At 37.9% G+C, this 26,317-nt stretch carries 28 protein-coding genes and 1 pseudogene; 14 read left to right on the forward strand and 15 right to left on the reverse strand.

Going from position 1 to position 26,317, the window contains the following annotated elements; all coding sequences use genetic code 11:
- Positions 1 to 11 precede the first annotated feature (11 nt).
- The 6 genes from AAX18_RS06350 to degS all read left to right on the forward strand — a co-directional run bounded on the left by AAX18_RS06350 (position 12) and on the right by degS (position 7,053).
- Positions 12 to 695 carry a DUF2572 family protein gene (locus AAX18_RS06350; RefSeq protein ID WP_046953322.1) on the forward strand — a complete coding sequence of 228 codons (684 nt, stop codon included), beginning with the start codon at positions 12 to 14 and terminating at the stop codon, positions 693 to 695.
- Positions 688 to 975 carry a DUF5374 domain-containing protein gene (locus tag AAX18_RS06355; protein WP_032825578.1) on the forward strand — a complete coding sequence of 96 codons (288 nt, stop codon included), beginning with the start codon at positions 688 to 690 and terminating at the stop codon, positions 973 to 975. The genes AAX18_RS06350 and AAX18_RS06355 overlap by 8 nt, the downstream gene beginning before the upstream one ends.
- 48 nt (positions 976 to 1,023) lie before the next feature.
- Positions 1,024 to 4,398 carry an exodeoxyribonuclease V subunit gamma gene (gene recC, locus AAX18_RS06360; RefSeq protein ID WP_046953323.1) on the forward strand — a complete coding sequence of 1,125 codons (3,375 nt, stop codon included), beginning with the start codon at positions 1,024 to 1,026 and terminating at the stop codon, positions 4,396 to 4,398.
- A 61-nt stretch (positions 4,399 to 4,459) separates the two neighbouring features.
- Positions 4,460 to 4,909, forward strand: a complete 450-nt coding sequence (nrdR, locus tag AAX18_RS06365; RefSeq protein ID WP_005627362.1) for a transcriptional regulator NrdR — start codon at positions 4,460 to 4,462, stop codon at positions 4,907 to 4,909.
- Positions 4,910 to 4,911: 2 nt separating this feature from the next.
- Positions 4,912 to 6,030, forward strand: a complete 1,119-nt coding sequence (ribD, locus tag AAX18_RS06370; RefSeq protein WP_046953324.1) for a bifunctional diaminohydroxyphosphoribosylaminopyrimidine deaminase/5-amino-6-(5-phosphoribosylamino)uracil reductase RibD — start codon at positions 4,912 to 4,914, stop codon at positions 6,028 to 6,030.
- A complete protein-coding gene (degS, locus tag AAX18_RS06375; protein ID WP_005627365.1) occupies positions 6,031 to 7,053 on the forward strand; it encodes an outer membrane-stress sensor serine endopeptidase DegS in 1,023 nt (340 codons plus the stop codon).
- Positions 7,054 to 7,113: 60 nt separating this feature from the next.
- On the opposite strand, the gene mutM is transcribed toward degS, so the two are convergent.
- The 4 genes from mutM to radC all read right to left on the reverse strand — a co-directional run bounded on the left by mutM (position 7,114) and on the right by radC (position 9,298).
- Entirely contained in the window at positions 7,114 to 7,929 is an 816-nt protein-coding gene (gene mutM / locus AAX18_RS06380; protein ID WP_046953325.1) for a DNA-formamidopyrimidine glycosylase, read from the reverse strand.
- Between the two features lie 71 nt (positions 7,930 to 8,000).
- A complete protein-coding gene (gene rpmG / locus AAX18_RS06385) occupies positions 8,001 to 8,171 on the reverse strand; it encodes a 50S ribosomal protein L33 (RefSeq protein ID WP_005613503.1) in 171 nt (56 codons plus the stop codon).
- 11 nt (positions 8,172 to 8,182) lie between these two features.
- The gene (rpmB, locus tag AAX18_RS06390; protein ID WP_005542826.1) at positions 8,183 to 8,419 is read right to left on the reverse strand and encodes a 50S ribosomal protein L28; all 237 of its coding nucleotides are present in this window, start codon (positions 8,417 to 8,419) and stop codon (positions 8,183 to 8,185) included.
- Positions 8,420 to 8,632: 213 nt separating this feature from the next.
- Positions 8,633 to 9,298 (reverse strand): RadC family protein, encoded by a 666-nt coding sequence (gene radC / locus AAX18_RS06395; RefSeq protein WP_046953326.1) that lies wholly within the window; start codon positions 9,296 to 9,298, stop codon positions 8,633 to 8,635.
- Positions 9,299 to 9,461: 163 nt separating this feature from the next.
- On the opposite strand from radC, the gene coaBC reads away from it, so the two are divergent.
- The 5 genes from coaBC to crp are packed head-to-tail and all read left to right on the forward strand — an operon-like array spanning position 9,462 to position 12,762.
- Positions 9,462 to 10,664, forward strand: coding sequence for a bifunctional phosphopantothenoylcysteine decarboxylase/phosphopantothenate--cysteine ligase CoaBC (gene coaBC / locus AAX18_RS06400; RefSeq protein WP_046953327.1), 1,203 nt, complete (start codon positions 9,462 to 9,464; stop codon positions 10,662 to 10,664).
- Positions 10,665 to 10,711: 47 nt separating this feature from the next.
- Positions 10,712 to 11,167 carry a dUTP diphosphatase gene (gene dut / locus AAX18_RS06405; RefSeq protein WP_005627376.1) on the forward strand — a complete coding sequence of 152 codons (456 nt, stop codon included), beginning with the start codon at positions 10,712 to 10,714 and terminating at the stop codon, positions 11,165 to 11,167.
- 3 nt (positions 11,168 to 11,170) lie between these two features.
- Entirely contained in the window at positions 11,171 to 11,827 is a 657-nt protein-coding gene (slmA, locus tag AAX18_RS06410) for a nucleoid occlusion factor SlmA (protein WP_005627377.1), read from the forward strand.
- 21 nt (positions 11,828 to 11,848) lie between these two features.
- The gene (locus tag AAX18_RS06415) at positions 11,849 to 12,100 is read left to right on the forward strand and encodes a YheU family protein (protein ID WP_005631427.1); all 252 of its coding nucleotides are present in this window, start codon (positions 11,849 to 11,851) and stop codon (positions 12,098 to 12,100) included.
- The gene (crp, locus tag AAX18_RS06420; protein ID WP_046953328.1) at positions 12,085 to 12,762 is read left to right on the forward strand and encodes a cAMP-activated global transcriptional regulator CRP; all 678 of its coding nucleotides are present in this window, start codon (positions 12,085 to 12,087) and stop codon (positions 12,760 to 12,762) included. The genes AAX18_RS06415 and crp overlap by 16 nt, the downstream gene beginning before the upstream one ends.
- Before the next feature lie 365 nt (positions 12,763 to 13,127).
- On the opposite strand, the gene rlmC is transcribed toward crp, so the two are convergent.
- The 11 genes and pseudogenes from rlmC to rpmH all read right to left on the reverse strand — a co-directional run bounded on the left by rlmC (position 13,128) and on the right by rpmH (position 22,527).
- Positions 13,128 to 14,306, reverse strand: coding sequence for a 23S rRNA (uracil(747)-C(5))-methyltransferase RlmC (gene rlmC, locus AAX18_RS06425; RefSeq protein ID WP_046953329.1), 1,179 nt, complete (start codon positions 14,304 to 14,306; stop codon positions 13,128 to 13,130).
- A complete protein-coding gene (gene nagZ, locus AAX18_RS06430) occupies positions 14,303 to 15,355 on the reverse strand; it encodes a beta-N-acetylhexosaminidase (RefSeq protein WP_046953330.1) in 1,053 nt (350 codons plus the stop codon). The genes rlmC and nagZ overlap by 4 nt, the downstream gene beginning before the upstream one ends.
- Before the next feature lie 3 nt (positions 15,356 to 15,358).
- Positions 15,359 to 15,709 (reverse strand): YcfL family protein, encoded by a 351-nt coding sequence (locus AAX18_RS06435; RefSeq protein ID WP_046953331.1) that lies wholly within the window; start codon positions 15,707 to 15,709, stop codon positions 15,359 to 15,361.
- Entirely contained in the window at positions 15,709 to 16,059 is a 351-nt protein-coding gene (gene hinT / locus AAX18_RS06440) for a purine nucleoside phosphoramidase (protein WP_005627389.1), read from the reverse strand. Before hinT ends, AAX18_RS06435 begins: the two co-directional genes overlap by 1 nt.
- Positions 16,060 to 16,137: 78 nt before the next feature.
- Positions 16,138 to 18,006, reverse strand: a complete 1,869-nt coding sequence (gene ppiD / locus AAX18_RS06445; protein ID WP_046953332.1) for a peptidylprolyl isomerase — start codon at positions 18,004 to 18,006, stop codon at positions 16,138 to 16,140.
- Positions 18,007 to 18,072: 66 nt separating this feature from the next.
- Positions 18,073 to 18,638: pseudogene (locus AAX18_RS06450) on the reverse strand (manganese efflux pump MntP).
- A 10-nt stretch (positions 18,639 to 18,648) separates the two neighbouring features.
- Positions 18,649 to 20,007, reverse strand: coding sequence for a tRNA uridine-5-carboxymethylaminomethyl(34) synthesis GTPase MnmE (gene mnmE, locus AAX18_RS06455; RefSeq protein WP_005629369.1), 1,359 nt, complete (start codon positions 20,005 to 20,007; stop codon positions 18,649 to 18,651).
- A 158-nt stretch (positions 20,008 to 20,165) separates the two neighbouring features.
- Positions 20,166 to 21,797, reverse strand: a complete 1,632-nt coding sequence (gene yidC, locus AAX18_RS06460; protein WP_046953333.1) for a membrane protein insertase YidC — start codon at positions 21,795 to 21,797, stop codon at positions 20,166 to 20,168.
- Positions 21,797 to 22,057 (reverse strand): membrane protein insertion efficiency factor YidD, encoded by a 261-nt coding sequence (gene yidD, locus AAX18_RS06465; protein WP_005627402.1) that lies wholly within the window; start codon positions 22,055 to 22,057, stop codon positions 21,797 to 21,799. The genes yidC and yidD overlap by 1 nt, the downstream gene beginning before the upstream one ends.
- Complete coding sequence (rnpA, locus tag AAX18_RS06470; protein ID WP_032803246.1) at positions 22,021 to 22,380, reverse strand: ribonuclease P protein component; 360 nt, start codon at positions 22,378 to 22,380, stop codon at positions 22,021 to 22,023. The genes yidD and rnpA overlap by 37 nt, the downstream gene beginning before the upstream one ends.
- A 12-nt stretch (positions 22,381 to 22,392) precedes the next feature.
- Positions 22,393 to 22,527 carry a 50S ribosomal protein L34 gene (rpmH, locus tag AAX18_RS06475; RefSeq protein WP_005539760.1) on the reverse strand — a complete coding sequence of 45 codons (135 nt, stop codon included), beginning with the start codon at positions 22,525 to 22,527 and terminating at the stop codon, positions 22,393 to 22,395.
- 254 nt (positions 22,528 to 22,781) lie between these two features.
- Here rpmH and dnaA point away from each other — a divergent pair, with 254 nt between their 5' ends.
- From dnaA to recF, 3 genes are read left to right on the forward strand one after another with little or no spacing between them, the layout of a single operon-like run.
- Positions 22,782 to 24,116 (forward strand): chromosomal replication initiator protein DnaA, encoded by a 1,335-nt coding sequence (gene dnaA / locus AAX18_RS06480; RefSeq protein WP_046953334.1) that lies wholly within the window; start codon positions 22,782 to 22,784, stop codon positions 24,114 to 24,116.
- A 12-nt stretch (positions 24,117 to 24,128) separates the two neighbouring features.
- A complete protein-coding gene (dnaN, locus tag AAX18_RS06485; RefSeq protein ID WP_046949657.1) occupies positions 24,129 to 25,229 on the forward strand; it encodes a DNA polymerase III subunit beta in 1,101 nt (366 codons plus the stop codon).
- Position 25,230: 1 nt separating this feature from the next.
- Positions 25,231 to 26,310 carry a DNA replication/repair protein RecF gene (recF, locus tag AAX18_RS06490; RefSeq protein WP_046953335.1) on the forward strand — a complete coding sequence of 360 codons (1,080 nt, stop codon included), beginning with the start codon at positions 25,231 to 25,233 and terminating at the stop codon, positions 26,308 to 26,310.
- The last annotated feature ends 7 nt before the right edge of the window (positions 26,311 to 26,317 follow it).

Raw genomic sequence — 26,317 nt, forward strand, 5'->3', positions numbered from 1 at the left:
AATCAAAAATAATGACAATACAAAAAGGCATTATTACGCTGACTATTCTGATTTTTATATCGGGATTATTAACCGCAATCTTATTGTTGGATGACAGCCATTTAAGTTTTTTTCGTGCGCAACAAAATCAACGAGGGCACTATGTGGAAAGAACATTACAACTGCAAAAAATGACAGAGGAGAAAAAACAAACTGCCTGTATTGATTTACCGTTAAATAATAATGAAAGTGTAAAGCAAATCAGCATCACACTTGGTGGTGCCACCGATGCAATTCAATATTTTCTTTGGTGTGAAAGAATGAGTCTATTTAAAAAATCGCCTACACGAGGCGATAATCAAGGTGCATTGAAAGATTTTATTCACACAGAAAAACTCACCGAGTTTAGACCGCACTTTTCTTCTCCGCCCAAAATTTTAAACGCGAATAAAACACCTAAACTTTATTGGTTTTCAGATTCACAAGCGGAAGTTGAAATTAATGGCACCGTCTCTACCGTATTAATTGCAGAGGGAGATTTAAAACTAACAGGCAAAGGACGGATTAGTGGAGCAGTGATCACCAACGGAAATTTAACTTTAGATGGGGTGACGTTGGCCTATGGCAAATCTGTCGTAACAACCTTAGTGCAACAATATAGTCAGTGGCAGCTAGCAGAAAAAAGTTGGAGTGATTTTAATGTTCCAGATGAATAAAGGCATGTCGCTCACGACCCTATTATTTTCTTTAGCTTTATTTAGCGTTTTATTTATTGCTTTCAATCAATGGACGGCAAGCCAGCGAAAAAGTGCGGTGAAAACTTATCAAGATTTTCAGGCGATACAGGTTGCGGAGAATCAAGCTCAACGCCAATTTTTAGGGTTACCTTGTGAACAATTGATACAACAAAATGGCTTAACTTTTCGTGTTCAATGTCAAAACGAACGCGTCATTGTGCGTTATCCTATGGGTGAAATTTCGATAAAAACTAAGTAGAATGGCATTGTCTTTTTCTAGATTAAATCATCACAAAAGGTCGCCATTGTGTTCATTGTTTATTATTCCAATCAACTCGAAAAACAAAAAGAAATCCTTTCTTCCTTATTCAAATCGTTACCGCCAGAAGATCCTTTTCAGCAAGATATTATCCTGGTGCAAAGCCCGGGAATGGCGCAATGGCTGCAAATTGAATTAGCGAAAGAAACAGGCATTTCAGCAAACCTCAAATTTCCTATGCCAGCAAGTTTTATTTGGCAACTTTATGCTCAAAATTTATCCGCAACGGCATTGGAAAACCCTTTTGATAAAGATTCAATGACATGGCGCTTAATGCGATTAATCCCGACTTTTCTCGAGAAAGAAAATTTTTCACCTTTACGCAATTATTTAGCGTCCTCGCCACATTCAGAACAATACAAACTTTATCAACTCAGCAGCAAAATTGCCGATTTATTTGACCAATATTTGGTTTATCGACCTGAATGGATTTTTGCTTGGGAAAAAGGCGAAGATGAACAAATCACTGCTCAAATACAAAAACAACAACCTAACCTCAACAATACGTTGTTTGAGCAAATTCAAGGCAATACAAAATGGCAAGGTGAGTTATGGCGTGCATTGGTTGTCGATGTTAAATCAGATGTGGGTGAAGCCACCCATCGAGCGGCTTTGCATAATCAGTTCTTAGCCTTGCTTGCCGATAAAAAAGCACCGAAAAAATTACCTTCACGCATATTTATTTTTGGTATTCCTGCGCTCCCAACTGCTTATCTCAATATTTTGCAAGCGATGTCATCAGAAGTGGATATTCATTTATTTTTTAATAATCCATGCCAAGAGTATTGGGGAGATATTAGTGATTTACGCCTAGATTATTTGCGTTCTCGTCAGCGTTATCAATTCAATAAACAAGATGAAAATCAACCGCTCTTTAACGAGGATCAACTTTCTCAACTAGAAAACGCTCAGTTTGATGTCACTTATCAAAAAGAAAACCTTCAAGTAGGTAATCCGTTACTGGCGGCTTGGGGAAAAATGGGGCGAGATTTTCTCTATACATTGGTGAGAGATGAAGAACATATTCCAACTTATCCCATCAATGCCTATCAAGAAATTGAATCGAACAGTTTGCTTGGACAATTACAGTCTCAAATTCTACATTTAGAAAATAAACCGCTAAATATCGCAAAAAATGACCGCACTTTAACCTTACATTCTTGCCACAGTGCTATGCGAGAAGTGGAAGTATTGCACGATTATTTATTAGATTTATTCAATCAAGATCCTAACCTTACGCCAAAAGATGTGGTTGTTATGGTGGCAGATATAAACCAATACACGCCTTATATTCAGTCGGTTTTCGGGCAAAAAAATGGAGATGCGCCACAAATTCCATTTTCACTTTCGGATAATAAACTTGCAGAAAGCGATGTGTTGGTCTCAAGTTACTTAACTTTATTACGCTTAAAAGAAAGCAATTTTAGTGCGGAAGATGTCTTAGCATTGTTGGATATTCCTGCGATGAGAGAACGATTTAATATTTCTCTTGCTGATTTACCATTAGTGAGAGAATGGGTGGCGGATTCAGGGATTCGTTTCGGTTTGCAAAAAAATCAAGATGGCATCAATTTCAATTCTTGGCAAGCTGGATTAGAACGAATGATTTTAGGCTATGCAATGCGTGAAGAACACGGCATTTGGCAAGATAGTCTCGGGTTAAACAGTAGTTATGGCTTAAAGGGTGAACTTGCTGGAAATTTATCTCACTTTTTCACCGCACTTTCCGCTCTACATGAAACGCTGCAACAAGCGCATTCTATTGAAAAATGGCAGGAAATCTTAACCGCACTTTTATCAAATTTCTTCGTGCAAAATGAAGACACAAGCGACACGATTTTCTATATTCAAGAGAAAATTAATGAATTAGCTGAGCATCTAAAAGCGCTCCATTTTACTGAAGAATTACAAGCTGACGTGATTGCCGATGTCATCACAATGAAATTGGAAGATGCGCCAAATAGCCTCAAATTCCTTGCAGGGAAAGTAAATTTTTGCACCTTATTACCAATGCGTTCTGTGCCATTCAAAGTAGTTTGTTTACTTGGAATGAATGATGCGGATTACCCTAGAACACAAACACCAAACAGTTTTGATTTAATGCAATATCACCATCAAAAAGGCGACCGTGTTCGCCGTGATGATGATCGCTATTTGTTCTTAGAAGCCTTATTGGCAGCGCGTGATTATTGCTATATCAGCTATGTTGGCCGTTCCATTACAGATAATCAACCGAAAGAACCTTCTGTATTGGTAAGCCAACTCCTAGATTATATTAATCAAGGGCAAAGCGAAAATACCCTTACGGTGATTGAGCATCCGATGACGGCATTTAGCCCAGATAATTTCAAATATAACGAGAAATTTACCCGCTCTTTTGCGACAAAATGGTTGCCAATAGCACAATTTGACGCGACTGCTAGCAATTCAGAATTTGCCGTCACCATGACAGAAAACCCAGAAAAAATCGAAGAAATTGAACTGGATCGTTTAGTCAGCTTTGTGGAAAACCCTGTGAAATTTTTCTTTGAAAAACAACTCGGTGTCTATTTCCGTGATGAAGATGCTCGTATTGCCGACAGTGAAAACTTCACCTTAAGTGGATTAGATAATTACTCTCTCAATAATGACTTAATCTACCTTGATGAACAAAATTTTGCTGATTATTTTAGACAAGCAGAAGTTAAAGGCGTGTTACCTCGAGCCGAATTTGGAAAAGTTTATGCTGAAAATATTCGAGACAATGTTTTGGAATTTAAAAAGAAAATATCAGATCTTGGTGAAGCCAAACACGCTTCCGTCGATTTCAATCTCTCCGCAGATTGGCAAAATGAAAATCAAGAAATTCGTCTATTTGGTTATATGGAGCCTTTATTTGGCGATGATTCACAGGTGATTCACTGGCATTTTGCGAAATACAAAGATCGCTATTGCATCCGTCCTTGGATTTATTATTTGATTCAATGTGTCACACAAGAAAATGCGGTACCACCAAAATTAATTACGCAAGATCAAGTTATCGAACTACCGCCTATTGAGCGTGAAACCGCTCTCGCTCAATTAAAAATTTACGTAAAAGATTATTTACAAAGCCAAATAGAAATCCAATTAGTACCAACCATAAAAAATATTAATGATTTTATTGTGAACGATGAAATCACGGTTGATTTTGACAATATTTCTAGAAAACTTCAGGAACTACGTGAAGACAGCAAATCCGGCGCTCAAGCAGATCCATATTGGTCACGCGTATTGGCGCAAACCTCAAGATTTGAACAAACTGGAAATATCGAAAAATTATTAAAACAAACAAAAGATTGGTTTGGCTTATTATTCGTACAAAAGAAGACAAGAAAGGCATAAAGCTCATCGTCAAAGAACCGATTTTTTGCTAAGATAACAGCCTTTTTACGGAGAATTGTCTATGCGCTGTCCATTTTGTTTTACAGAAGAAACCAAGGTAATTGATAGCCGTTTGGTATCGGATGGCTATCAGGTTCGTCGCCGTCGTGAGTGCGGTCATTGTCATGAGCGTTTTACTACCTTTGAAACAGCCGAATTAATCGTACCAAAAATTATTAAAACTGACGGCACTCGAGAGCCGTTCAATGAAGATAAATTACGCAGTGGTATTCAGCATGCGTTGGAAAAACGCCCTGTAAGTGCGGATGATGTTGAACAAGCAATTAACCATATAATTTTTCAATTACGCGCGACGGGTGAACGTGAAGTACCAAGTAAACTGGTTGGAAAACTCGCGATGAATGAGTTAAAAAAACTCGATAAAGTGGCTTATATTCGTTTTGCATCGGTCTATTTGAGTTTCGATAATATTAATCAATTCACCAAAGAAATTGAGAGCTTAAAGGATTAACCATGAGCGAATTTTCCGCACAAGATCGCAAATTTATGCAACGCGCCTTGGATTTAGCCACCAAAGGTCAATATACCACTACTCCGAACCCATCAGTGGGATGCGTATTGGTAAAAAATGGTGAAATTGTGGGGGAAGGCTTTCATTTTAAAGCTGGGCAACCTCATGCTGAACGCGTTGCCTTAGCTCAAGCGGGTGAAAATGCGAAAGGTGCGACAGCTTATGTTACGCTTGAGCCTTGTTCTCATTATGGTCGCACACCGCCTTGTGCATTAGGATTAATCGAGGCTGGCGTAGTGAAAGTCATTGCAGCTATGCAAGATCCGAATCCTCAAGTCGCAGGAAAAGGTTTGAAAATGTTGTCTGATGCAGGCATCGAAAGTGCGGTGAATTTATTAAACGATCAAGCGGAAAAAATAAATAAAGGCTTTTTAAAACGAATGCGTCAAGGTATGCCTTTTGTTCAACTCAAACTTGCAATGAGTTTAGATGGACGAACAGCAATGGCAAGCGGAGAAAGTAAATGGATTACAGGCTCTGATGCTCGTTCGGACGTACAAAAAATGCGAGCAAAATCATCCGCACTTTTATCTACTTCAGCAACAGTACTTGCAGATAATCCAAGCCTGAACGTACGCTGGGATGAATTCCCTGAAAATCTAAAAACAGAATATAAAAAAGAAGATCTTCGCCAGCCTGTGCGAGTCATTTTAGATTCACAACATCGCATTCAGCCGACTCATAAACTTTTTTTAACGCATTCTCCCGTTTGGTTAGTCTCTAGTGAAACACGAGATTTAACAGGCTTTCCTGATTTCTGCGAACAAATTATTCTTCCAAAAGAAAATCTACTAAAAGAATTAATGCGAGAACTGGGAAAACGACAAATAAATACCCTTTGGGTAGAAGCTGGAGCAAATTTAGCGGGTAGTTTAATTGATGCGAAATTAGTCGATGAATTAATTATTTACATTGCGCCCAAATTACTTGGCGACAATGCTCGTGGTTTATGCCAATTACCGAATTTAACTAAACTTGCCGATGCACCATTATGGCAACTCAATGAATTAGAACAAATCGGTGACGATATAAAATTAACTTACACACCGAAAGGAATCTAAATGCTTAAAAAACTTTTCCATTCCGCACTTTGGGGCTTGGCGGCTGCAGGCGTGATTTTGTTTGCGGTTCCAAGACTGAATAACAGCAATATTTTCACTTCAGACGATATTGTATCGTTCAAAAATGCGGTGCGTATTGCCTCACCTGCGGTAGTGAATGTTTATAACCGCTCTTTTTCATCTGCCAGCATTAATGATAATGATCAGCTACAAGTGAATAACTTAGGTTCTGGCGTGATTATGAGTAAAGATGGCTATATTCTGACGAATAAACACGTTATCCAAAATGCGGATCAAATTGTAGTAGCGTTGCAAAACGGAAATATTTTTGAGGCTAGTCTTGTTGGTTCAGATAATCTCACTGATCTCGCTGTTCTCAAAATTCGTGCAAATAATCTTTCAACCATTCCACAAAACTCAAATCGTCAAGCTCACGTTGGTGATGTGGTATTAGCAATCGGTAATCCCTACAACTTAGGGCAAAGCGTATCACAAGGTATTATTAGCGCTGTAGGACGTAATGCAGTAGGTGATTCTGTTGGCAGACAAAACTTCATCCAAACCGATGCTTCAATTAACCGAGGCAACTCAGGCGGTGCATTAATTAATTCTGCAGGTGAATTAGTTGGAATCAGCACCCTTAGTATTGGTAAAACCGCCAATGAAATCGCTGAAGGACTAAATTTTGCCATTCCAATGGATATTGCAAATGATGTTTTACAGAAAATTATACGAGATGGACGTGTTATCCGAGGATATTTTGGTGTGCAAAGTGACATCAGTTCAAGTAGTGAAGAAGGCATAGTCATCACTGGTGTAAGCCCGAATAGCCCAGCAGCAAAAGCAGGCATTCAATTAGGCGATGTCATTTTGGAATTAAATAATCAAGAAGGCATTTCAGCCCGAGAAATGATGCAAATTATCGCAAATACAAAACCTAATTCAAAAGTTCTCGTCACCATTCTACGATTAGGCAAAATATTACAACTTCCTGTTGTCATTGAAGAATTTCCAGTAAATTAAAAATAGCGGTCGTTTCTGACCGCTATTTTCATTCTATTTTCCATTGAACAGCTATTCACCCTAGCCCATTTTCTGACATTTCGGGCAAAAGAAACTATTACGCTGGCCTATCACTAAACTTTCAATTTTTCCACCGCACTTCGGACAAGGTTTATCTTTATTGCCATATACCAATAATTCTTGTGCAAAATATCCTGGGCGCCCATCCGGCTGTAAGAAATCTTTAAGTGTCGTTCCACCTTGAATAATGGCTTTTGTCAATACATCTTTAATTGTGTTCACTAAGGAAATACATTGATTACGGGTCAGATTTTTAGCGAGTTTTAATGGATGAATACCACAAATAAACAAACTTTCATTCGCATAAATATTACCAACGCCCACCACCACAGCGTTATCCATCAAGAAGGTTTTAAGTGCGGTGGATTTTTGACGAGATTTTTTGAATAAATATTCTGCATTAAATTCATCAGAAAGCGGTTCAGGCCCCAGCTTTAAGAAAAGATGAAAGTCATCTAAATTCTCCGTCCACAACCATGCACCAAAACGACGAGGATCGTTATAACGTAATAATTTGCCATTGTTCATCACAATATCAATATGATCATGTTTATCTATTGCGCTATCCTGTGGCACAATTCGCACTGAACCTGACATGCCCAAATGCCCGATGATATAGCCTTTTTCCGTGTGAATAATCAAATATTTTGCTCGACGAGTGAGATCGACAATTTTTACATTTTTTAGAGTTATCAATTCCTCCGATACGGCCCAGCGCAATTTAGGCTGGCGCACGACAACTTTTTCAATCGTAAAATTTTTAAGATAAGGGCTAATACCACGTAGTGCAGTTTCGACTTCGGGAAGTTCCGGCATGATTTGTTCCTTAATAAATTTGTGATACAAAAAAACCCGAACAATGTCGGGCTTTTTCTAAATGAGCAAAATTATTTGATTTTTGCTTCTTTATAGATAACGTGTTTACGCACTACTGGATCAAATTTTTTAATTTCCATTTTTTCAGGCATATTACGTTTGTTTTTATCAGTTGTGTAGAAGTGACCGGTCTCTGCAGTAGAAACTAAACGGATTTTCTCACGAGCGCCTTTAGCTGCCATTTTTTAGCTCCTTAGATTTTTTCGCCACGAGCACGGATTTCAGCTAATACTGCATCAATGCCTTTTTTATCAATAATACGCATACCTTTCGCAGTTAAACGTAAGGTTACGAAACGGTTTTCACTTTCAACCCAGAAACGGTGAGTATGAAGGTTTGGAAGAAAACGACGACGTGTCGCATTCATTGCGTGTGAGCGGTTATTACCCACAGCTGGACGCTTGCCTGTTACTTGACAAACTCTAGACATAATAATCTCCAATAATTAAATATAAGCTCGAGCTTACGGTTCGGATTGTTTAAAGCCAGTTAAAACCAGCTTGCTACCTCGTCAGGTCGCGCTAATCCGACCCGCTTACTATATTAAAGGTCGCAAATTATACTGGCTTTGTTTTCATTTCTCAAGTGCAAATGCGATTTTCCTGAATGTAATCGGTAAAAAAATGGTCAACATTATAAAAATTTATAATAAAAAGTTCTCTGCAAAAGAATAGCAATCTGTTTTTCCGACAATTAGGTGATCAAGCACTCTGATTTCCATTAATTCTGCTGACTCCTGAATTTTTTTAGTAATAAGCTGATCCGAATAACTCGGCTCCGTTATACCCGAAGGATGATTATGCGCCAAAATTAAAGCAGCTGCATTACAATAAAGTGCTTCTTTAATTATTTCCCGAGGATAAACCGCTGATACATTAATTGTACCTAAAAATAACCGCTCTTTTTTAATCAGACGATGTTGATTATCCAAAAATAAAACCATAAACACTTCTCTTTCCTCATTTTGCAATTCAGTGAGTAAAAAAAGTTTTACCGTTTCAGGATCATTAATAATTGGCGTACTTAACATCTCTTGCTTTAAATAACGCTTGGTCATTTCCGTAATTGCTTGCAATTGAATAAATTGCGTAATGCCTAAGCCTTTCACAGAACAAAAGGATTTCTCATCTGCAGAAAGTAACGCATGCAAGGAACCAAAATGCGATAAGACATTTTTCGAAAGCTGAATGACTGGGCAACCTTTTATGCCAGTTCGTAAAAAGATCGCCAGCAATTCATAATCAGCAAGAGTGTCTACGCCAAATTTAAGCAATTTTTCCCGTGGCATTAAATCATCATTGTTTTCCATAAAATATTAAACGCAAAATAGAAAAAATTTTGACCGCTCTTTTCTTGTTTTACGAGTAACTTATGTAAAGTCTACGATATGTATCGCAAAAATAGCATTGGGCATTCAATAAAATTAAAGTAAAATAACAGAATTGTGGCTAAGCACTAACAAAGGTTGAAACATGAAATTAAACGGAAAGCATATTGTAGTTGGCATAACTGGCGGTATTGCGGCCTATAAAACAATAGAGTTGATTCGTTTATTACGCAAAGCAGAAGCTGAAGTACGTGTAGTATTAACCCCAGCTGCGGCAGAATTTGTTACTCCTTTAACGCTTCAAGCCATTTCTGGCAATTCTGTCGCACAATCTTTACTTGATCCACAAGCTGAGCTGGCAATGGGTCATATTGAACTTGCCAAATGGGCTGATGCGATTATTATTGCGCCAGCTAGTGCAGACTTTATTGCCCGTCTTACTGTAGGCATGGCGAATGATTTACTTTCAACAATTTGTCTTGCTACTGATGCGCCAATTTTTCTTGCCCCAGCAATGAATCAGCAGATGTATCACCAATCCATTACTCAACAAAATTTAACGGCTCTTCAAACGCGTGGAATTGAGCTTATTGGCCCGAATAGTGGTTTTCAAGCTTGCGGCGATATGGGGAAAGGGCGTATGTCAGAACCAGAGGAAATTTTTACCGCACTTTCTGACTTTTTCTCTCAAAAACAAGATCTACAAGGATTAAATGTCGCCATTACAGCAGGACCAACGCGTGAGGCAATCGATCCAGTTCGTTATATTTCTAACCATAGTTCAGGGAAAATGGGATTTGCAATTGCTGAAGCATTTGCCGAACGTGGGGCGAACGTCACGCTAATTTCAGGACCAGTGAATTTAACAACACCCAAAAATGTGAATCGAATCAATGTCATCTCAGCACAAGATATGTGGCAAGTTTCTCTTGAAAATGCGGTGAAAAATCAAATTTTTATTGGCTGTGCGGCCGTTGCTGATTACAGAGTAGCTGAAGTTGCTGACCAAAAAATCAAAAAATCTGGGGATGAAATATCTATCAAGTTAATTAAAAATCCCGATATTATCTCAGATGTAGGACATTTAAAAACACATCGTCCTTTTACTGTTGGATTTGCGGCCGAAACCCAAAATGTTGATGATTATGCAAAAGATAAACTTGAACGCAAAAATCTTGATATGATTTGTGCCAACGATGTATCTGGCGGACAAGTTTTTAACGCTGATGAAAACGCCTTGGAGCTTTTCTGGAAAAATGGTCATAAAAAATTATCGCTAAAATCAAAAGTGGAACTTGCAACTGATTTAGTCAATGAAATCATTGAACGCTATCAAAAAACCTTATAATTCCAACCGCACTTTTACCTAAAAATGAATTTCAAACGGAGTATTACATGAAAAAAATTGACGTAAAAATTTTAGATTCTCGCATTGGAAATGAATTTCCTCTGCCAACTTATGCAACTGAAGGCTCTGCAGGTCTTGATTTACGTGCTTTGGTCGATGAAAGCTTTGAAATTCAACCTGGTGAAACCAAATTAATTCCGACGGGGCTATCAATTTATATTGCGGATCCAAATTTAGCTGCAGTGATTTTGCCTCGCTCGGGCCTTGGTCATAAACACGGCATTGTGCTAGGAAACCTTGTGGGATTAATTGACTCCGATTATCAAGGGCCATTAATGGTATCAATGTGGAACCGTGGAAATGAGCCATTCAACATTGAAGTCGGTGATCGCATTGCTCAACTTGTTTTCGTGCCAATAGTACAAGCTGAATTTAATATTGTAGAAGATTTTCAACAAACCGAACGTGGTGAAGGCGGTTTCGGTCATTCAGGTAAACAATAATTTATGGTAGAAGAACAATTATCTTTATCAGGCGTAGAAGACATTACGCCTAAAATTGAAACACCAAAAATTGAAAAAAGAACGGTAAAAGAACGTCGTCAACAAGTGCTTACTGTATTGATACATATGCTTCATTCCGAACGCGGCATGGAACGTATGACAACGGCTCGTCTAGCAAAAGAAGTTGGGGTATCAGAAGCTGCGTTATATCGTTACTTTCCAAGCAAAACAAAAATGTTTGAAGCCTTAATCGAGCACATCGAAAATACCTTATTAAGCCGTATTACCGCTTCTATGCGTAACGAAACCCAAACAATGAATCGCATTCATGATATTTTACAAACGATTTTAGATTTTGCCCGTAAAAATCCAGGGTTAACTCGAATTCTAACGGGCCATGCATTAATGTTTGAAGATGCACAATTACAAGTTCGAGTCGCGCAATTTTTTAATCGTCTTGAAATGCAGTTTGTCAATATCTTACAGATGCGAAAATTGCGTGAAGGGCGAGGCTTTAATGTGGATGAACGCATAATTGCTTCGCATTTAGTGACACTATGTGAAGGACAATTTATGCGCTATGTTCGTACTAATTTCCGTCTGAATGCAAGCCAGTCTTTCGAACAACAATGGCGTTTTATCGAGCCACTTTTTGCCTAATTGACTTTACCGAGTAAATATATGATTATTCCTTGGCAAGAACTGGAAGCAGAAACATTAGATAATATCGTAGAAAGCGTAATTTTACGCGAAGGAACCGATTACGGTATAGAAGAACTTTCACTCAACCAAAAAAAACAACTTTTACTGACTCAAATTCGCAATGGAATTGCGGTGATTGTATGGTCTGAATTGCATGAATCCATTGACATCAAAAATAAAACGGAATTTTTGAAACAGGAATGTAAGGAGCACGAATGTCAAATGAATTAACCGAACTTGATGAAGTTGTAACCTCCTCTCAAGAAGAAGAGGCAACTCAACGAGATCCAGTTTTAGATTGGTTTCTTACTCACTGCCATTTACATAAATATCCCGCAAAATCGACTTTAATTCACGCAGGTGAAGATGCAACGACACTTTATTATGTCATTAAAGGCTCTGTAATGGTGTCAGCAAAAGATGATGAAGGTAAAGAGATGATTCTCACTTATTTGGGTGCAGGAGAATTCTTTGGTGAAGCAGGATTGTTTGATGAAGGATCAAAACGCTCTGCTTGGGTAAAAACAAAAACAATATGTGAAATTGCTGAGATTTCTTATAAAAAATATCGTCAATTAATTCAAGCAAACCCAGAAATCTTAATGTTTTTAACCGCACAATTGGCAAGACGTTTACAAAATACTTCACGCCAAGTCAGTAATTTAGCATTCTTAGATGTCGCAGGCCGTATTGCTCAAACGCTAATGAACTTAGCTAAACAGCCTGAAGCAATGACACATCCTGATGGGATGCAAATCAAAATTACACGTCAAGAAATAGGGCAAATGGTTGGTTGTTCACGAGAAACTGTAGGACGTATTATTAAGATGTTAGAAGATCAGAATCTTATCCACGCTCATGGAAAAACCATTGTTGTATATGGCGCAAGATAATTTTTCATCATAAATCATTCAAAATGAAACCATCCAAAATCAATTTGGATGGTTTTTGTTTAATTAGAAATAATATTCAAAACATTAATTGACAATTAATATAAAGGATTCTATCATTACCCAACTTCTTACAAATATAGTGGGAAGACAGGATTGGTCTCCTGATATAGTGGCTTTAAAGGTTTATAACCTTATTGCATAGTTTTATGCCGCAAAAGCTAGAACACCAAGATGCATTTTTTAATCTATGGTGGGCTAGGTAGAAATCCCGCAGGGATGCGTGCAGTAAGCCACTTGCTGTTAAGACCAATTCTGCTTAGTTCCACCACCCTTCTTTCAAATCCCTTAGCTTTTTCTATCTCACCTTAATTAATCTTTTTTCTTTCTAGTAAAACTAATACTTCATAATGAGATGTTTGCGGAAACATATCAAAAAGTTGAATTTTCAATGGTTTATAACAAGTGAGATACTGTAAATCTTTACCCATTGTCACGGCATTGCAGCTGGAATACAAGATAAAGTGCGGTTGAATTCGGTTAAGAAATTCACTTAATTCCTTTCCAATTCCACGACGTGGTGGATTTACAATCACAAGATCTGACTTATTCTCATTCTGATTTTTCATCACACTTGCCGCGTCTAGTGATTGGAAATTTACATGTTCTAAACCCAATATTTTAGCGGAATGGCTCGCAGCGAAAATAGCGGATGAGGAAATTTCAATTCCAGTTAACTCTATACTTTTTCCCCATTTTTCCTGTAAAGCTTTCGCGCAATGTAAGCCAAATCCTCCCACACCACAAAATAAATCCCAGACTTTATAGATTGGTAATTCGCTCACCCATTGCTGAGCGGTTGCATATAATCCCGCCGCCACTTTAGGATTGGTTTGAAAGAAACCTTGTGGGCGAATAAAGAGCGGAATACTATTGAAATTCTCAGGCAAAAATTGTTGTTCTGTCAGAAAAATTTCTTGTTCACCTTCTAAGATGGCCGCGTGCTGTGGCTGTAAATTAATGCTAACCACTTCTAAGTGCGGTAATTTTTCCAATAATTTTGGTAATTCTCGACGAATTAATGACAATTTATTTTCTGTGCGTAATACAAAACGCAACATTAATTTTCCCGTCGCGATACTTTCTGTGAGCAGAATATATTTAAGCTCGCCTTTTTGTCTAGCAATGTTATAAGGTACTAAACCAGCACGGCCAATAAAATCCTTCAAAACAGGAAAAATCAATGAAAAATGAGTTGGATAAAGGGGGCAATCACACAAATCAATCGCACTTTGTGGATCATTAGGATTTTTTAAAATGCCAAGTATCGGGCGTTCAACACTACCACTAACAACCATTTTAGCTTTATTACGAAAGCCTTGTTCATCAGATTGAAAAGGAGCCAACCATTGAGCTCCATCACAATTAATAGAAATCAGTTGCTGCTTTAAATGATGTTGTTTTTCAGTTAGCTGCTGACTATAAGGTATTTCAAGCAATTGACAAGAACGACATTCATTTTGTTGATAGTATCGACAATCAATCATTTTCTTGTAGCCTGAATATCTAGCCAACGGCTTTGAATGTCTGCGAGATTTCGGTAATTCAATTTCCAACGTTGATCTAAAATCAAGTCATTCCACTTGAACACTCTACGTTTAAATAAATTTTTTAAGCGAGCTTGACGAGTCATAAAGTGCGGTTCATTTTCAGTAAGTTTTAGATTATCTAATACTTGAATGACACCTTCACGTTCATTGCACAATAACAAAAGATCACAACCTGCATTGAGCGCTTTTTTGCTACGCTCTACAAAATCGCCCATTACGCCAGCGCCTTTCATGCCGAGATCATCGGAAAAAATCGCACCTTGGAAATTTAATTGTTTTCGTAAGATTTCTTTCAGCCAATATTCTGAACCACTTGCTGGTTGACTATCACATTGTCTATAAATAACATGCGCAGGCATAATAGCATCAAGTTTATTTTGTGAAATCAACTGCTGGAAAGGTTGGAGATCGCAACTAAAAATTTCGTCTTTTACGCGATCATCATAAGGTGTTTCTAAATGAGAATCAGCTAATACATGGCCATGACCGGGGAAATGTTTACCTGTAGATGCCATACCTGCTTGATGCATACCATCAATAAAAGCAGTTGCTAAATTTACCGCACTTTTTACATCAGATGAAAAACTGCGATCACCAATCGCTCGACATTCATGCCCCAAATCCAACACCGGCGCAAAACTCAAGTCAATATCCAAGGCAATCATTTCTGCAGCCATTTGCCAGCCTGCTTCTTTAGCAAAGTTCACTTGTTCAGTTGCCGACAATATTTCTTGAAAAGCCTGCATTGAAGGTAACATCGTGAATCCATCACGGAAACGTTGAACTCGTCCACCTTCTTGATCCACCGTAATCAATAAAGGCTTTTTCACTCGTTGACGAACAGAACGAATTAATTCTTGAATTTGTTCTCTGTCTTCAAAATTTCGAGTAAATAAAATCAATCCCGCAACAAGAGGATGAGAAAGTAACTCAACTTCCTCTTGTTCCAACTCTTTTCCTTTTAAATCAATTAACAACGTGCTCATAAATTATTTTAAATAAAGGCGATAATTTTTACTTTCTACAGTAGGTTTAATTAAATCGATCAATTTCTCTTCTTGTGGTTTTAGCAAAAATTGAGCAGAATAGCTTTCTTGCTGATTTTCCCAAGTTTGGGTTACCCCTAAATGATCGTACCAATACAAGTAGTAACTTATATTCAAAAGTTGCTGACTTTTATTTTTTATAAGCGCTGATTTTTGACTCGTTTCAACTTGAATTAAAGGTGAAAGATTAGATGTGATATTTAAAATCGGCTTCGTTGAATAAGTTAAGTTTTCTACTGAACTTGAACAAGCAGCGAGCACAAGGCTCACCAAAATTAAAAAATATTTTTTCATTATTTCGCTAACATTCTACCTAAAGGTTCACCACCGACTAAATGCATATGCAAATGGAATACTTCTTGCCCACCATGTTTATTGCAATTCACAATTAGGCGGTACCCATCTTCCGCAACACCCTCTTCTTTGGCGAGTTTAGCCGCTACGCTAAATAATCGACCTAGCGCTACTTCATCTTGCTCCGTCACATCATTCACTGTTGGGATTACTTTATTTGGAATGATCAAAATATGTGTTTTAGCTTGTGGTGAAATATCACGAAACGCTGTGACTAATTCATCTTGATAGACGATATTTGCAGGAATTTCTTTACGGATAATTTTGCTGAAAATTGTTTCTTCTGCCATTATTTGCTCCCTATAAAAAAGTGCGGTGAATTTACCGCACTTTTTATCAAAATTTATCTGAGATTGCAATTTAATCAATTATTGCTGTGCTTCATCATCTTGATTGATGAAAGAATCATTTACTTCAATTTTTGCTCTCTCACGCAATCCTTGCATTAATTGCGCTTGAACTTCTGCCTGACTTGTACGTAATAATTGAGTGCTAAATTGACTTAATTCTTTATCGTTAAGCACGCCGTCTTCTACTTTATTTAGAGCAACAATAACTACATCGCCTTTCTCATTACGAGCAACTTGGTAAACCATTTTACCTGATTCTGGTTTAGCAATTGAGAATACGCCATTTGTTAAAATTGGATCTTTATTTTCACTTAAAGTAAAAATTTGCTCACTTGAGAAATTAATTCCATCCACTTTCGATTCAGCATTTTCGTTTAATGCTTTTACTGCTTGTTGAGCTTTTTCATTAAGCACATTTTCAGCTTTCTGGCGTTTTAAGAACATTTCAATATCCACTTTTGCATCTTCCAATGTTCTCACACCTTCAGGTTTATGTTCTAACACACGCACTACAATAGCGTGATAATCGCCGACATTCAAAGGCTCTGAATTAGCGCCACCATTGGCAATATCAGATTCAAAAACGGCAGAAACTACATTAGGGAAATTTAATTCTGCAGGTACATTTTGACGAGAAAAATAACCGCTCTCTTGAACTTTAACACCTACAACTTGTGCCGCGGTATTCAGAGATTTGCTATCTTCAAAAGCCTTATCACGCACTTGCTTTTCAATTGCGTAATAACGATTTTCTAATAAGGATTTACGCACTAAATCAGCAACCTGTGCTTTCACCTCATCTAAAGTTTGAGCTTTACGCTCTTGCACTAAAACAATATGGTAATTGCCATCCACATTGATTGGCTGGCTATATTGCCCCACCTGCAACGCAGCTGCAGCATCTTCAAAGGGTTTTGGTAATTCATTCGCATTTACCCAACCCAAATCACCACCATTCTCACCAGAAACTTTATCTAAAGATTTAGCTTTAGCTACATCAGCGAAATTTACACCTTTTTGTAATTCATCGTAAGCAGACTTAGCATCTTGCTCATTTGCAAATTGAATATGAGCTAAACGCTGAGTCATAAATTGAGCTTTATTATCTTGATAATATTGCGCAATTTCTACATCTTTAACTTCAATACCTTTTTCGATTTGGCTACCTGAGAGATCAATATATTGAACCTTCACTTGTTCTGGCTGAACAAAAGATTTTTGATTAGACTCGTAATAAGCTTTAATTTCATCATCAGATACCGCTTGCTTTGCCATTTCATCAGCAAGAGATAATGTTGCTAAACGAGCTGAACGCTTTTGAAAGAAAACTTCTGAGGTATTTTTTGCTTGAACAGGCACGATAAACTCACTGTTAGCAACACCACTTTGCATTTGTTCAAGGGTTAATGCGCCACGCAAAATAGCCGCATAACCATCTGACGTTAAACGATTTTGTTGTAATACTTGTTGATAAACAGCGTTATCAAATTTGCTATTAACTTGAAAATTAGGATCTGTCACGATTGCTCGTTTAATCATTTCATCACTGACGCCTAATTTTAATTCTTTCGCATATTGACGAAGCAATTCTTGATCAATCATTCGATTGATGGTGCTTTGACGAAGTGCGGTAACAAATTCTGGAGAATCAGACTGAGCCATAAATGCTTCGCCTTCGCGTTGTGCACGAGCCTCAAATTCTTGGTTGTAGCGATTTAAAAAATCTTGTTGCGAAATCACTTCACCATTAACTTTTGCAGCGTAAGTATCATTTGAACTAAAAAGATAGCCGGACATACCGCCAACTAAAAACGATAAAGTAATCAAACCCAAAATAAACTTAGCTGCCTTTGAATTTGATAAATTGTGCATTTTTTCAATTAACATTCTATAACCCTTGTTATAAACATAAAATTTTCCCCGATTATAATCTAAACGTAGAAAATTAGCATCTTAAAAAGTGAAAACACCGTGCTCATAAAGCAAGCTAATACCCATTCCAATCAGCACTATTCCACCAAAAATCTCCGCTTTTGATCTAAATTTTTGCCCAAGAAAATGACCGCTCTTTACACCGAATAATGAAACGATAAAAGTAGTCAGTGCAATAATTACCATAGCCGAAAAAATATCGACAGAAAGAAAAGCAAAAGATATGCCAATTGCTAAGGCATCCACACTCGTAGCTAAACCCAAAGTCAATAAACGTTTCAAATTTATAGATGACTCTACACTTGCTTCGGAATCAGCATTTAATCCCTCACGCACCATATTAATGCCAATTAATGCAAGTAAAACAAAACCAATCCAATGATCCCAATCTTGAATCATTGAACTGAATTGCAAGCCTACAAAAAAACTATTGCAGGCATGATACCTTGGAAAAATCCAAAACAGAGAGAAATATAAAGAGCTTGTTTGCAACGAAAAGATCTTAATGCAACACCTTTAGAAATGGATACAGCAAAAGCATCCATTGATAAGCCCAGTGCAATAATACAAAGTGTATAAAAGCTCATAATTTAGAAATTATTTTCCAATACAGAAAGAACTAAAAATATTACCTAGCAAGTCATCAGATGTGAATTCTCCTGTAATTTCACTCAAGTACGTTTGTACTAAGCGTAATTCTTCCGCTAAAAGTTCTCCTGCGTGAAATTCAGTAAGTTGAACCAAACCGATTTGTAAATGCTCTGCCGCTTTCTCAAGTGCATCTAAATGACGACGACGAGCTAAAAAGCCCCCTTCCATGCCAGTTTGGAAACCCATTGCTTGTTTCAAATGCTCACGTAAAAGTTGTATACCATCATGCGTTTGAGCAGAAAGACTAATAATTTGATAACCGCCCTGTTCGCTTTCACTTGCTTGTTCGTCATTTAAATCAATTTTGTTTCGAACAATAGTGACAGGCAATGTTGTGGGTAATTTTGCTAAAAATTCTAACCGCACTTTGCTTAAATCTGCACTTTCAGGATCGCTACTATCTAACATCAAAATGATACGATCGGCTTGTTCGATCTCCGTCCATGCGCGAGAAATGCCAATGCGCTCGACTTCATCGGTTGCATCTCGAAGACCCGCGGTATCAATAATATGCAATGGCATACCGTCGATATGAATATGCTCACGTAACACATCGCGTGTCGTGCCGGCAATATCCGTCACAATAGCTGCTTCACGGCCGGCAAGGGCATTCAACAAGCTGGATTTGCCTGCATTCGGACGACCGGCAATCACCACTTTCATACCCTCACGTAAAATAGAACCTTGTTTGGCTTCAGAGCGAACATCTTCCAACTGATTAATAATACCGCGTAAGTTTGCTTCAATTTTTCCATCCGCCAAGAAATCAATTTCTTCATCAGGAAAATCAATGCTAGCTTCTACATAGGTGCGCAAATAAATCACAGAATCAACTAATTCATTTACTTTCTTTGAAAATTCACCTTGCAAAGATTTTAATGCGGAACGTGCTGCCTGTTCTGATGTTGCATCAATTAAATCAGCAATGGCTTCCGCTTGAGCAAGATCCAATTTATCATTCAAAAAAGCCTGTTCAGAAAACTCACCCGGTCTCGCCAAACGGATTCCATCAATTTGTAAAATACGTTTGAGTAATAAATCTAATACAACCTGCCCACCATGGCCTTGCAACTCTAATATATCCTCACCGGTAAATGAATTTGGTGATTTGAAGTAAAGGGCAATCCCTTGATCTAAAACAGTGCCATCAGCATCCTTAAAAGGGAGATAATCAGCCATTCTTGGCTTAGGACATTTTCCCAACACCGCTTGTGCAACTTCTGTTGCTAAAGGCCCAGAGACTCTTAAAATCCCAATACCACCACGACCTGGCGCAGTAGCTTGAGCAACGATTGTTTCTTTCATAAAAAACTCTTTAAAATCTAGCCGCACTTTTAATTTAGAGGGATAACGCTTATCCCTGTTTCTACTAAAAAAACTCTATCTCTACAAAATGCGGAATATATTAAGATCAAATAATAAAGAAAGGCACTATTCGTGCCTTTCTTTTTGCCAGTTAGTGACTATTTCTTACGGGAATGTAACCCTTTTTTCTCTAACCCTCGATAAATTAATTGCTGTTGTGCAATTGTAATTAAGTTAGAAACTAACCAGTACAACACTAAACCAGCAGGGAACCATAAAAAGAAGAACATAAAGACTAATGGCATAAAGTTCATCACTTTTTGCTGCATTGGATCAGCCACTGGTGTTGGAGACATTTTTTGCAACAAGAACATTGAGATACCCATTAAAATAGGGAAAATATAATAAGGATCTTGTGCTGATAAATCTTGAATCCAACCAAAGAACGGAGCATGACGTAATTCAACTGCTTCCATAAATGTCCAATACAATGCGATGAAGATTGGCATTTGAAGAAGAATTGGTAAACAACCGCCAAGTGGATTTACTTTTTCTTCTTTGTAAAGTTTCATCATTTCTTGGCTCATCCGTTGGCGATCATCACCGAAACGTTCACGCATTTCTTGCATTTTCGGTTGCAACATACGCATTTTAGCCATTGAAGTATATTGTGCTTTCGTAAGTGGATACAAAATTGCTTTCACTACGATTGTTACACAAATAATCGCTAACCCCCAGTTAGACACAATCCCTTGAATAAAGGTTAATAACCAGAATAACGGTTTAGCAATAAACCAAGCCCAACCATAATCAACCGTTAAATCTAAGTGATTTGCCACAGTAGCCATTTGATTTTGAAGTTTAGGGCCAGTCCATAATGAACTTGTAATCGTCTCTTGACCACCAGCAGGAATAGTAACAACTGGGCCACGATAACCGATGGAAGCGACATTATTTTTAGTATCTGTAATTGTGTAAAGCTGATTATTTACATCTTGATTAGGGATCCAGGCAGATACGAAATAATGCTGTAATACTGCAACCCAACCAGCTTTAGTATCAATAGAAAGATTATTATCCTTCATATCGCCAAAACTATATTTTTTATAGTTAGTTTCTGAAGAAGAATATGCGCCACCAGTGTAAGTTGGCATTGCGACATTACCAGAGCTTTCAACAATAGAATGTTTTAATTGACCATAAGGCTCGACTTCAATAGCTTGACCACTTTGGTTATCAATCTTGTAATCCACACCTAAATCATAGCTACCACGTTTTAATACAAAGATTTTTTGATAAGTCACACCATCTTTTTCAAAAAGAAGAGGAACTGAAAGAGACTCTTGACCATCTTCTGCTAATTTAAAATTATCGCCTTCAATTTGATATTGCGCACGACCAGAACGAGTATCGATACCGTTTTTACCAATTAAACCACTTTGTGCAATATACACATGTTCTTTGGTGTCTTTTAATAACTCAAACGGTGTTTTTGAATCCAATTCAGCATCATATTTTAGTAATTCAGAACTAATTACATCACCGCCTAAAGTATCAACTTTCAAACGGAATACATCGTTTTCAAGAGTAATAATACGGCCATGAGTTTGAGAATCTGCTACAACTTGCGAATTAGAAGAAGGAGAACTTGCCGGAACATCAGAATTGGCAGTCATTGAAGTTGTTTGCTCAGTTGACACCTGTGGATTTTTATCCAACTGCCATTGCTGATAAACAAAGAAAGAAATAAAAATTAGCGCTAACACTAATAGGCTACGTCTTGAGTCCATTATTTTTTCTCATCGTTATTATTGATTTTAGGTGGAACAGGATCGAATCCACCAGCGTTCAAGGGGTGACATTTTAATACACGTTTTAGAGTAAGCCAACTACCTTTTAACAATCCATGTGTTTTTAACGCTTCAATGCCATAGCAAGAACAAGTAGGCACAAACCGACAACGCGGTCCGATAAGAGGACTAATAACAACTTGATAGAAACGAATAAATCCAATTAAGATTTTTGCACCAAACGAATGTGTCGTTGCCATAATTTTTCTAAGATTTGTACAAAAGAGCTATTATCAAGCTTACCAATACCCCCTTTTGCAACAAAAACAAAATCACATGCGGGTAAACGATGTTGCGATAAACGAAAACTTTCTCGTACTAAGCGTTTAATACGATTACGATCATGAGCTCGTTTTAAATGTTTTTTAGCGACAGTCAAACCCAAGCGAGGGTGCTCAAGATTATTTTTTCTGGCGAGGATGGTTATTTCTGGAGTGCTAGCTCTGAACGGTTGTTCGAAGACATTTTTGAATTGAACGGGAGTTAACAAACGTAACTCCCTTGAAAAGTTCAGCTTAACCACTAAGAACGGTGATTATGCAGATAAACTTTTACGACCTTTAGCACGACGACGCGCTAAAACTTGACGGCCATTTTTAGTTGCCATACGAGCACGGAAACCGTGAGTACGACTACGTTTTAATACAGAAGGTTGAAATGTACGTTTCATTGTAATCTACCTAAATCCAGATTATGAGTTAATAAAAATAGAGCGCAATTTTAATCATAAAATACGCGTTCGTCAAATAAGAAACGGAAATTTTTCGGGAAAAACTCTCGGACTTCCAAAATCGGGGGGATTATACGGATTTTTGTATAAATCTCAAGCCGATTTTTTAGAAGATCTTTCCACGCATTTATTGTAAAATCTCCGCCAATTTTTACCGCACTTTTCTCTATTACAAAAACAACAAGGATCCTTTTGTGAATCTCTCAAACCTTTGGCAAAGTTGCCTGTTACAACTTCAAGATCAAGTTTCAGCCAGCGATCTTAGTACTTGGCTTCGTCCTTTACAGGCTGATGTGGTGGCGGATAACCATATTGTTTTATATGCTTCTAATATGTTTGTGAAAGGCTGGGTGGAAACTCATTATCTCGCACAAATCCAGCAAATTTGTCAAACACTAGCACAAAATCCTGAACTTCGCATTTCTTTAAAAGAAGGGGTCAAACCTGCACCTAAAGTAGTAGAAAGTGCGGTAGATTTTCAAGCTGAATCTAATGCTTCAACAAAATTTGAATCGCATCTCAATACTAAACACTTATTTGATAACTTTGTTGAAGGTAAATCGAACCAACTCGCACGTGCAGTTGGTCAAAAACTTGCTCAAGCACCAGGCGAACCTTCGGCCAATCCTTTCTTTTTATATGGTGGTACAGGTTTAGGGAAAACCCACTTGTTACACGCAATTGGCAACGGCATTTTAGCCAATAAACCGAATGCGCGGGTGCTTTATATTCACGCAAATAACTTTATGCAACATATGGTAAAAGCAGTGCGTGATAATAAAATGGATCAGTTCAAAAAATTCTATCGTTCTCTCGATGCGCTTTTAGTGGATGATATTCAATTTTTCGCTGAAAAAGAAAAAACCCAAGAAGAATTCTTCCATATATTCAATAACTTATTTGAAACTGGTCGCCAAATTATCTTAACATCAGATCGTTATCCTAAAGAAATTGAAAAAATTGAAGAACGTTTAAAATCACGTTTTGGCTGGGGCTTAACAACAGCCATCGAGCCGCCCGATCTTGAAACGCGTGTAGCGATTTTATTGAAAAAGGCGGAAGAACATAATATGAACTTGCCAGAAGAAGTTGCTTTCTTCATTGCTCAACGCTTGCGTACCAACGTGCGTGAACTCGAAGGGGCGTTAAATCGAGTGAAAGCAATGCAAGACTTCAAAGGTGGCGACATTGATATTGATTTCGTACGTGATACCTTGAAAGATATTTTGGCTCTGCAAGAACGTCTGGTTACTATTGAAAATATTCAAAAAGTGGTGGCTGAATATTATCGAATTAAGGTTTCAGATTTAAAATCAAAAAGCCGTGCACGTTCAGTCACTCGTCCACGCCAAATTGCAATGGCCTTAGCAAAAGAATTAACAAACCGTAGTTTGCCTGAAATCGGTCGCGCATTTGACCGTGATCACACGACCGTATTAAACGCTTGCCGCGAAGTACCAAAATTCCGTGAGCAAGACAATAGCATTCAAGAAGATTGGGCGAATTTGATCCGCACTTTGTCCGCATAGAAGGAGAACGCAATGCAATTTAGTATTTCAAGAGAAAATTTATTAAAACCGTTGCAACAAGTATGTGGCGTATTGAGTAGTCGTCCAAACATTCCTGTATTAAACAACGTGTTGTTGCAAATTGAAGACAATCGATTGACTATCACAGGCACAGATTTGGAAGTCGAATTATCGAGTCAAACTCAGCTTTCATCGTCTTCTGAAAATGGCACCTTCACTATTCCAGCAAAAAAATTCTTAGATATTTGCCGCACTTTATCTGATGATTCAGAAATCACAGTTACTTTTGAAGAAGACCGTGCATTAGTGCAGTCTGGACGTAGCCGTTTTACGCTAACAACCCAACCTGCCGAAGAATATCCCAACCTTACGGATTGGCAGTCTGAAGTAGATTTTGAATTACCGCAAAATACCTTGCGCCGTTTAATTGAAGCCACTCAATTTTCCATGGCAAACCAAGATGCCCGCTATTTCTTAAATGGTATGAAGTTTGAAACAGAAGGCAATTTATTGCGTACTGTGGCGACAGATGGACATAGACTTGCGGTGTGTACTATCTCACTTGAACAAGAATTACAAAATCATTCTGTGATTTTACCGCGTAAAGGCGTGTTAGAGCTGGTTCGTTTATTAGAAACAAGCGATGAACCAGCACGTTTACAAATCGGTACTAACAATTTACGTATCCATTTAAAAAACATTGTATTTACATCAAAATTAATTGATGGTCGCTTCCCTGACTATCGCCGAGTGTTGCCTCGTAACGCAACGAAAATTGTCGAAGGCAGCTGGGAAATTCTTAAACAAGCCTTTGTTCGCGCATCAATCTTATCGAATGAGCGTGTGCGTAGCGTGCGTTTAAACTTAAGCGAAAACCAACTAAAAATTACTGCTTCCAACACCGAACATGAAGAAGCGGAAGAAATCGTAGATGTCAATTACAATGGCGAAGAATTAGAAGTGGGCTTTAATGTCACCTATATTCTTGATGTGCTAAATGCGCTTAAATGCAATCAAGTTCGCATGCGCTTAACTGATGCCTCTTCGAGTTGCTTAATCGAAAACTGCGAAGACAGCAGTAGCGAATATGTAATTATGCCAATGCGTTTATAATATGGCGATTTCGCGCTTACTCGTCGAAAAATTTCGTAACTTAACAGCCGTGGATCTTGATTTTGATCCCGGCTTTAACTTTTTGGTCGGCAATAATGGAAGCGGGAAAACGAGCTTATTAGAGGCCATTTTTTATCTTGGTCACGGACGATCATTCAAAAGTGCGGTAACAAATCGCATCATTTCTTACGACGAACCTCACTTTACCTTATTTGGACAAATCCAAGAAAGCCAACATCAATGGTCAGTGGGATTACAAAAACTTCGTCAAGGCAACACGTTAGTAAAAATTAACGGCGAAGATGGCAATAAAATTTCCGATCTTGCGCATCTTTTGCCAATGCAATTAATCACCCCAGAAGGCTTAACCTTACTGAATGGTGGGCCAAGTTATCGACGAGCATTTTTAGATTGGGGACTTTTTCACCATCAAACAAGTTTTTATGCTGCTTGGAGCAATCTTAATCGATTACTCAAACAAAGAAACGCTGCGCTTGCACAAAATCAGCCCTACTCCGCTATTAAAGTTTGGGATGTCGAGCTTGCCAAACTCGCTCACCAAGTGAGTCAATGGCGTGCCGAATATGCAGAAGCACTACGCCCTGAAATCGAGCAAACTTGCCAACTTTTCCTCCCTGAATTAGAAATTAATGTCAGCTTTCATCAAGGATGGGAAAAAAATACAGATTACGCAGAGGTTCTTGAGCAAAATTTTGAACGAGATCGTACCTTAAATTACACATTTTCTGGCCCTCAAAAAGCTGATTTTCGTTTCAAAGCGCAAGGATTGCCAGTGGAAGATATACTTTCTCGTGGACAACTTAAACTTTTAATGTGCGCATTGAGACTGGCTCAAGGCGAGCATTTAATGAAAGAAAAGCAACGCCATTGTATTTTTTTAATCGATGATTTTGCATCGGAATTGGATCAATATAAGCGAGCATTGTTGGCAGAACGATTACAACAAAGCGGTTCACAAGTGTTTGTTACAGCCATTACTCAAGAACAATTAAAAGAGATGCAAATCGAAAACAGAAAAATGTTTTCGGTCGATAATGGAATCATTAAAACGTTAGATTAGATCAAAA

It is taken from the genome of Haemophilus haemolyticus (genome assembly GCF_001008205.1).
Lineage (GTDB): Bacteria > Pseudomonadota > Gammaproteobacteria > Enterobacterales > Pasteurellaceae > Haemophilus > Haemophilus haemolyticus_Q.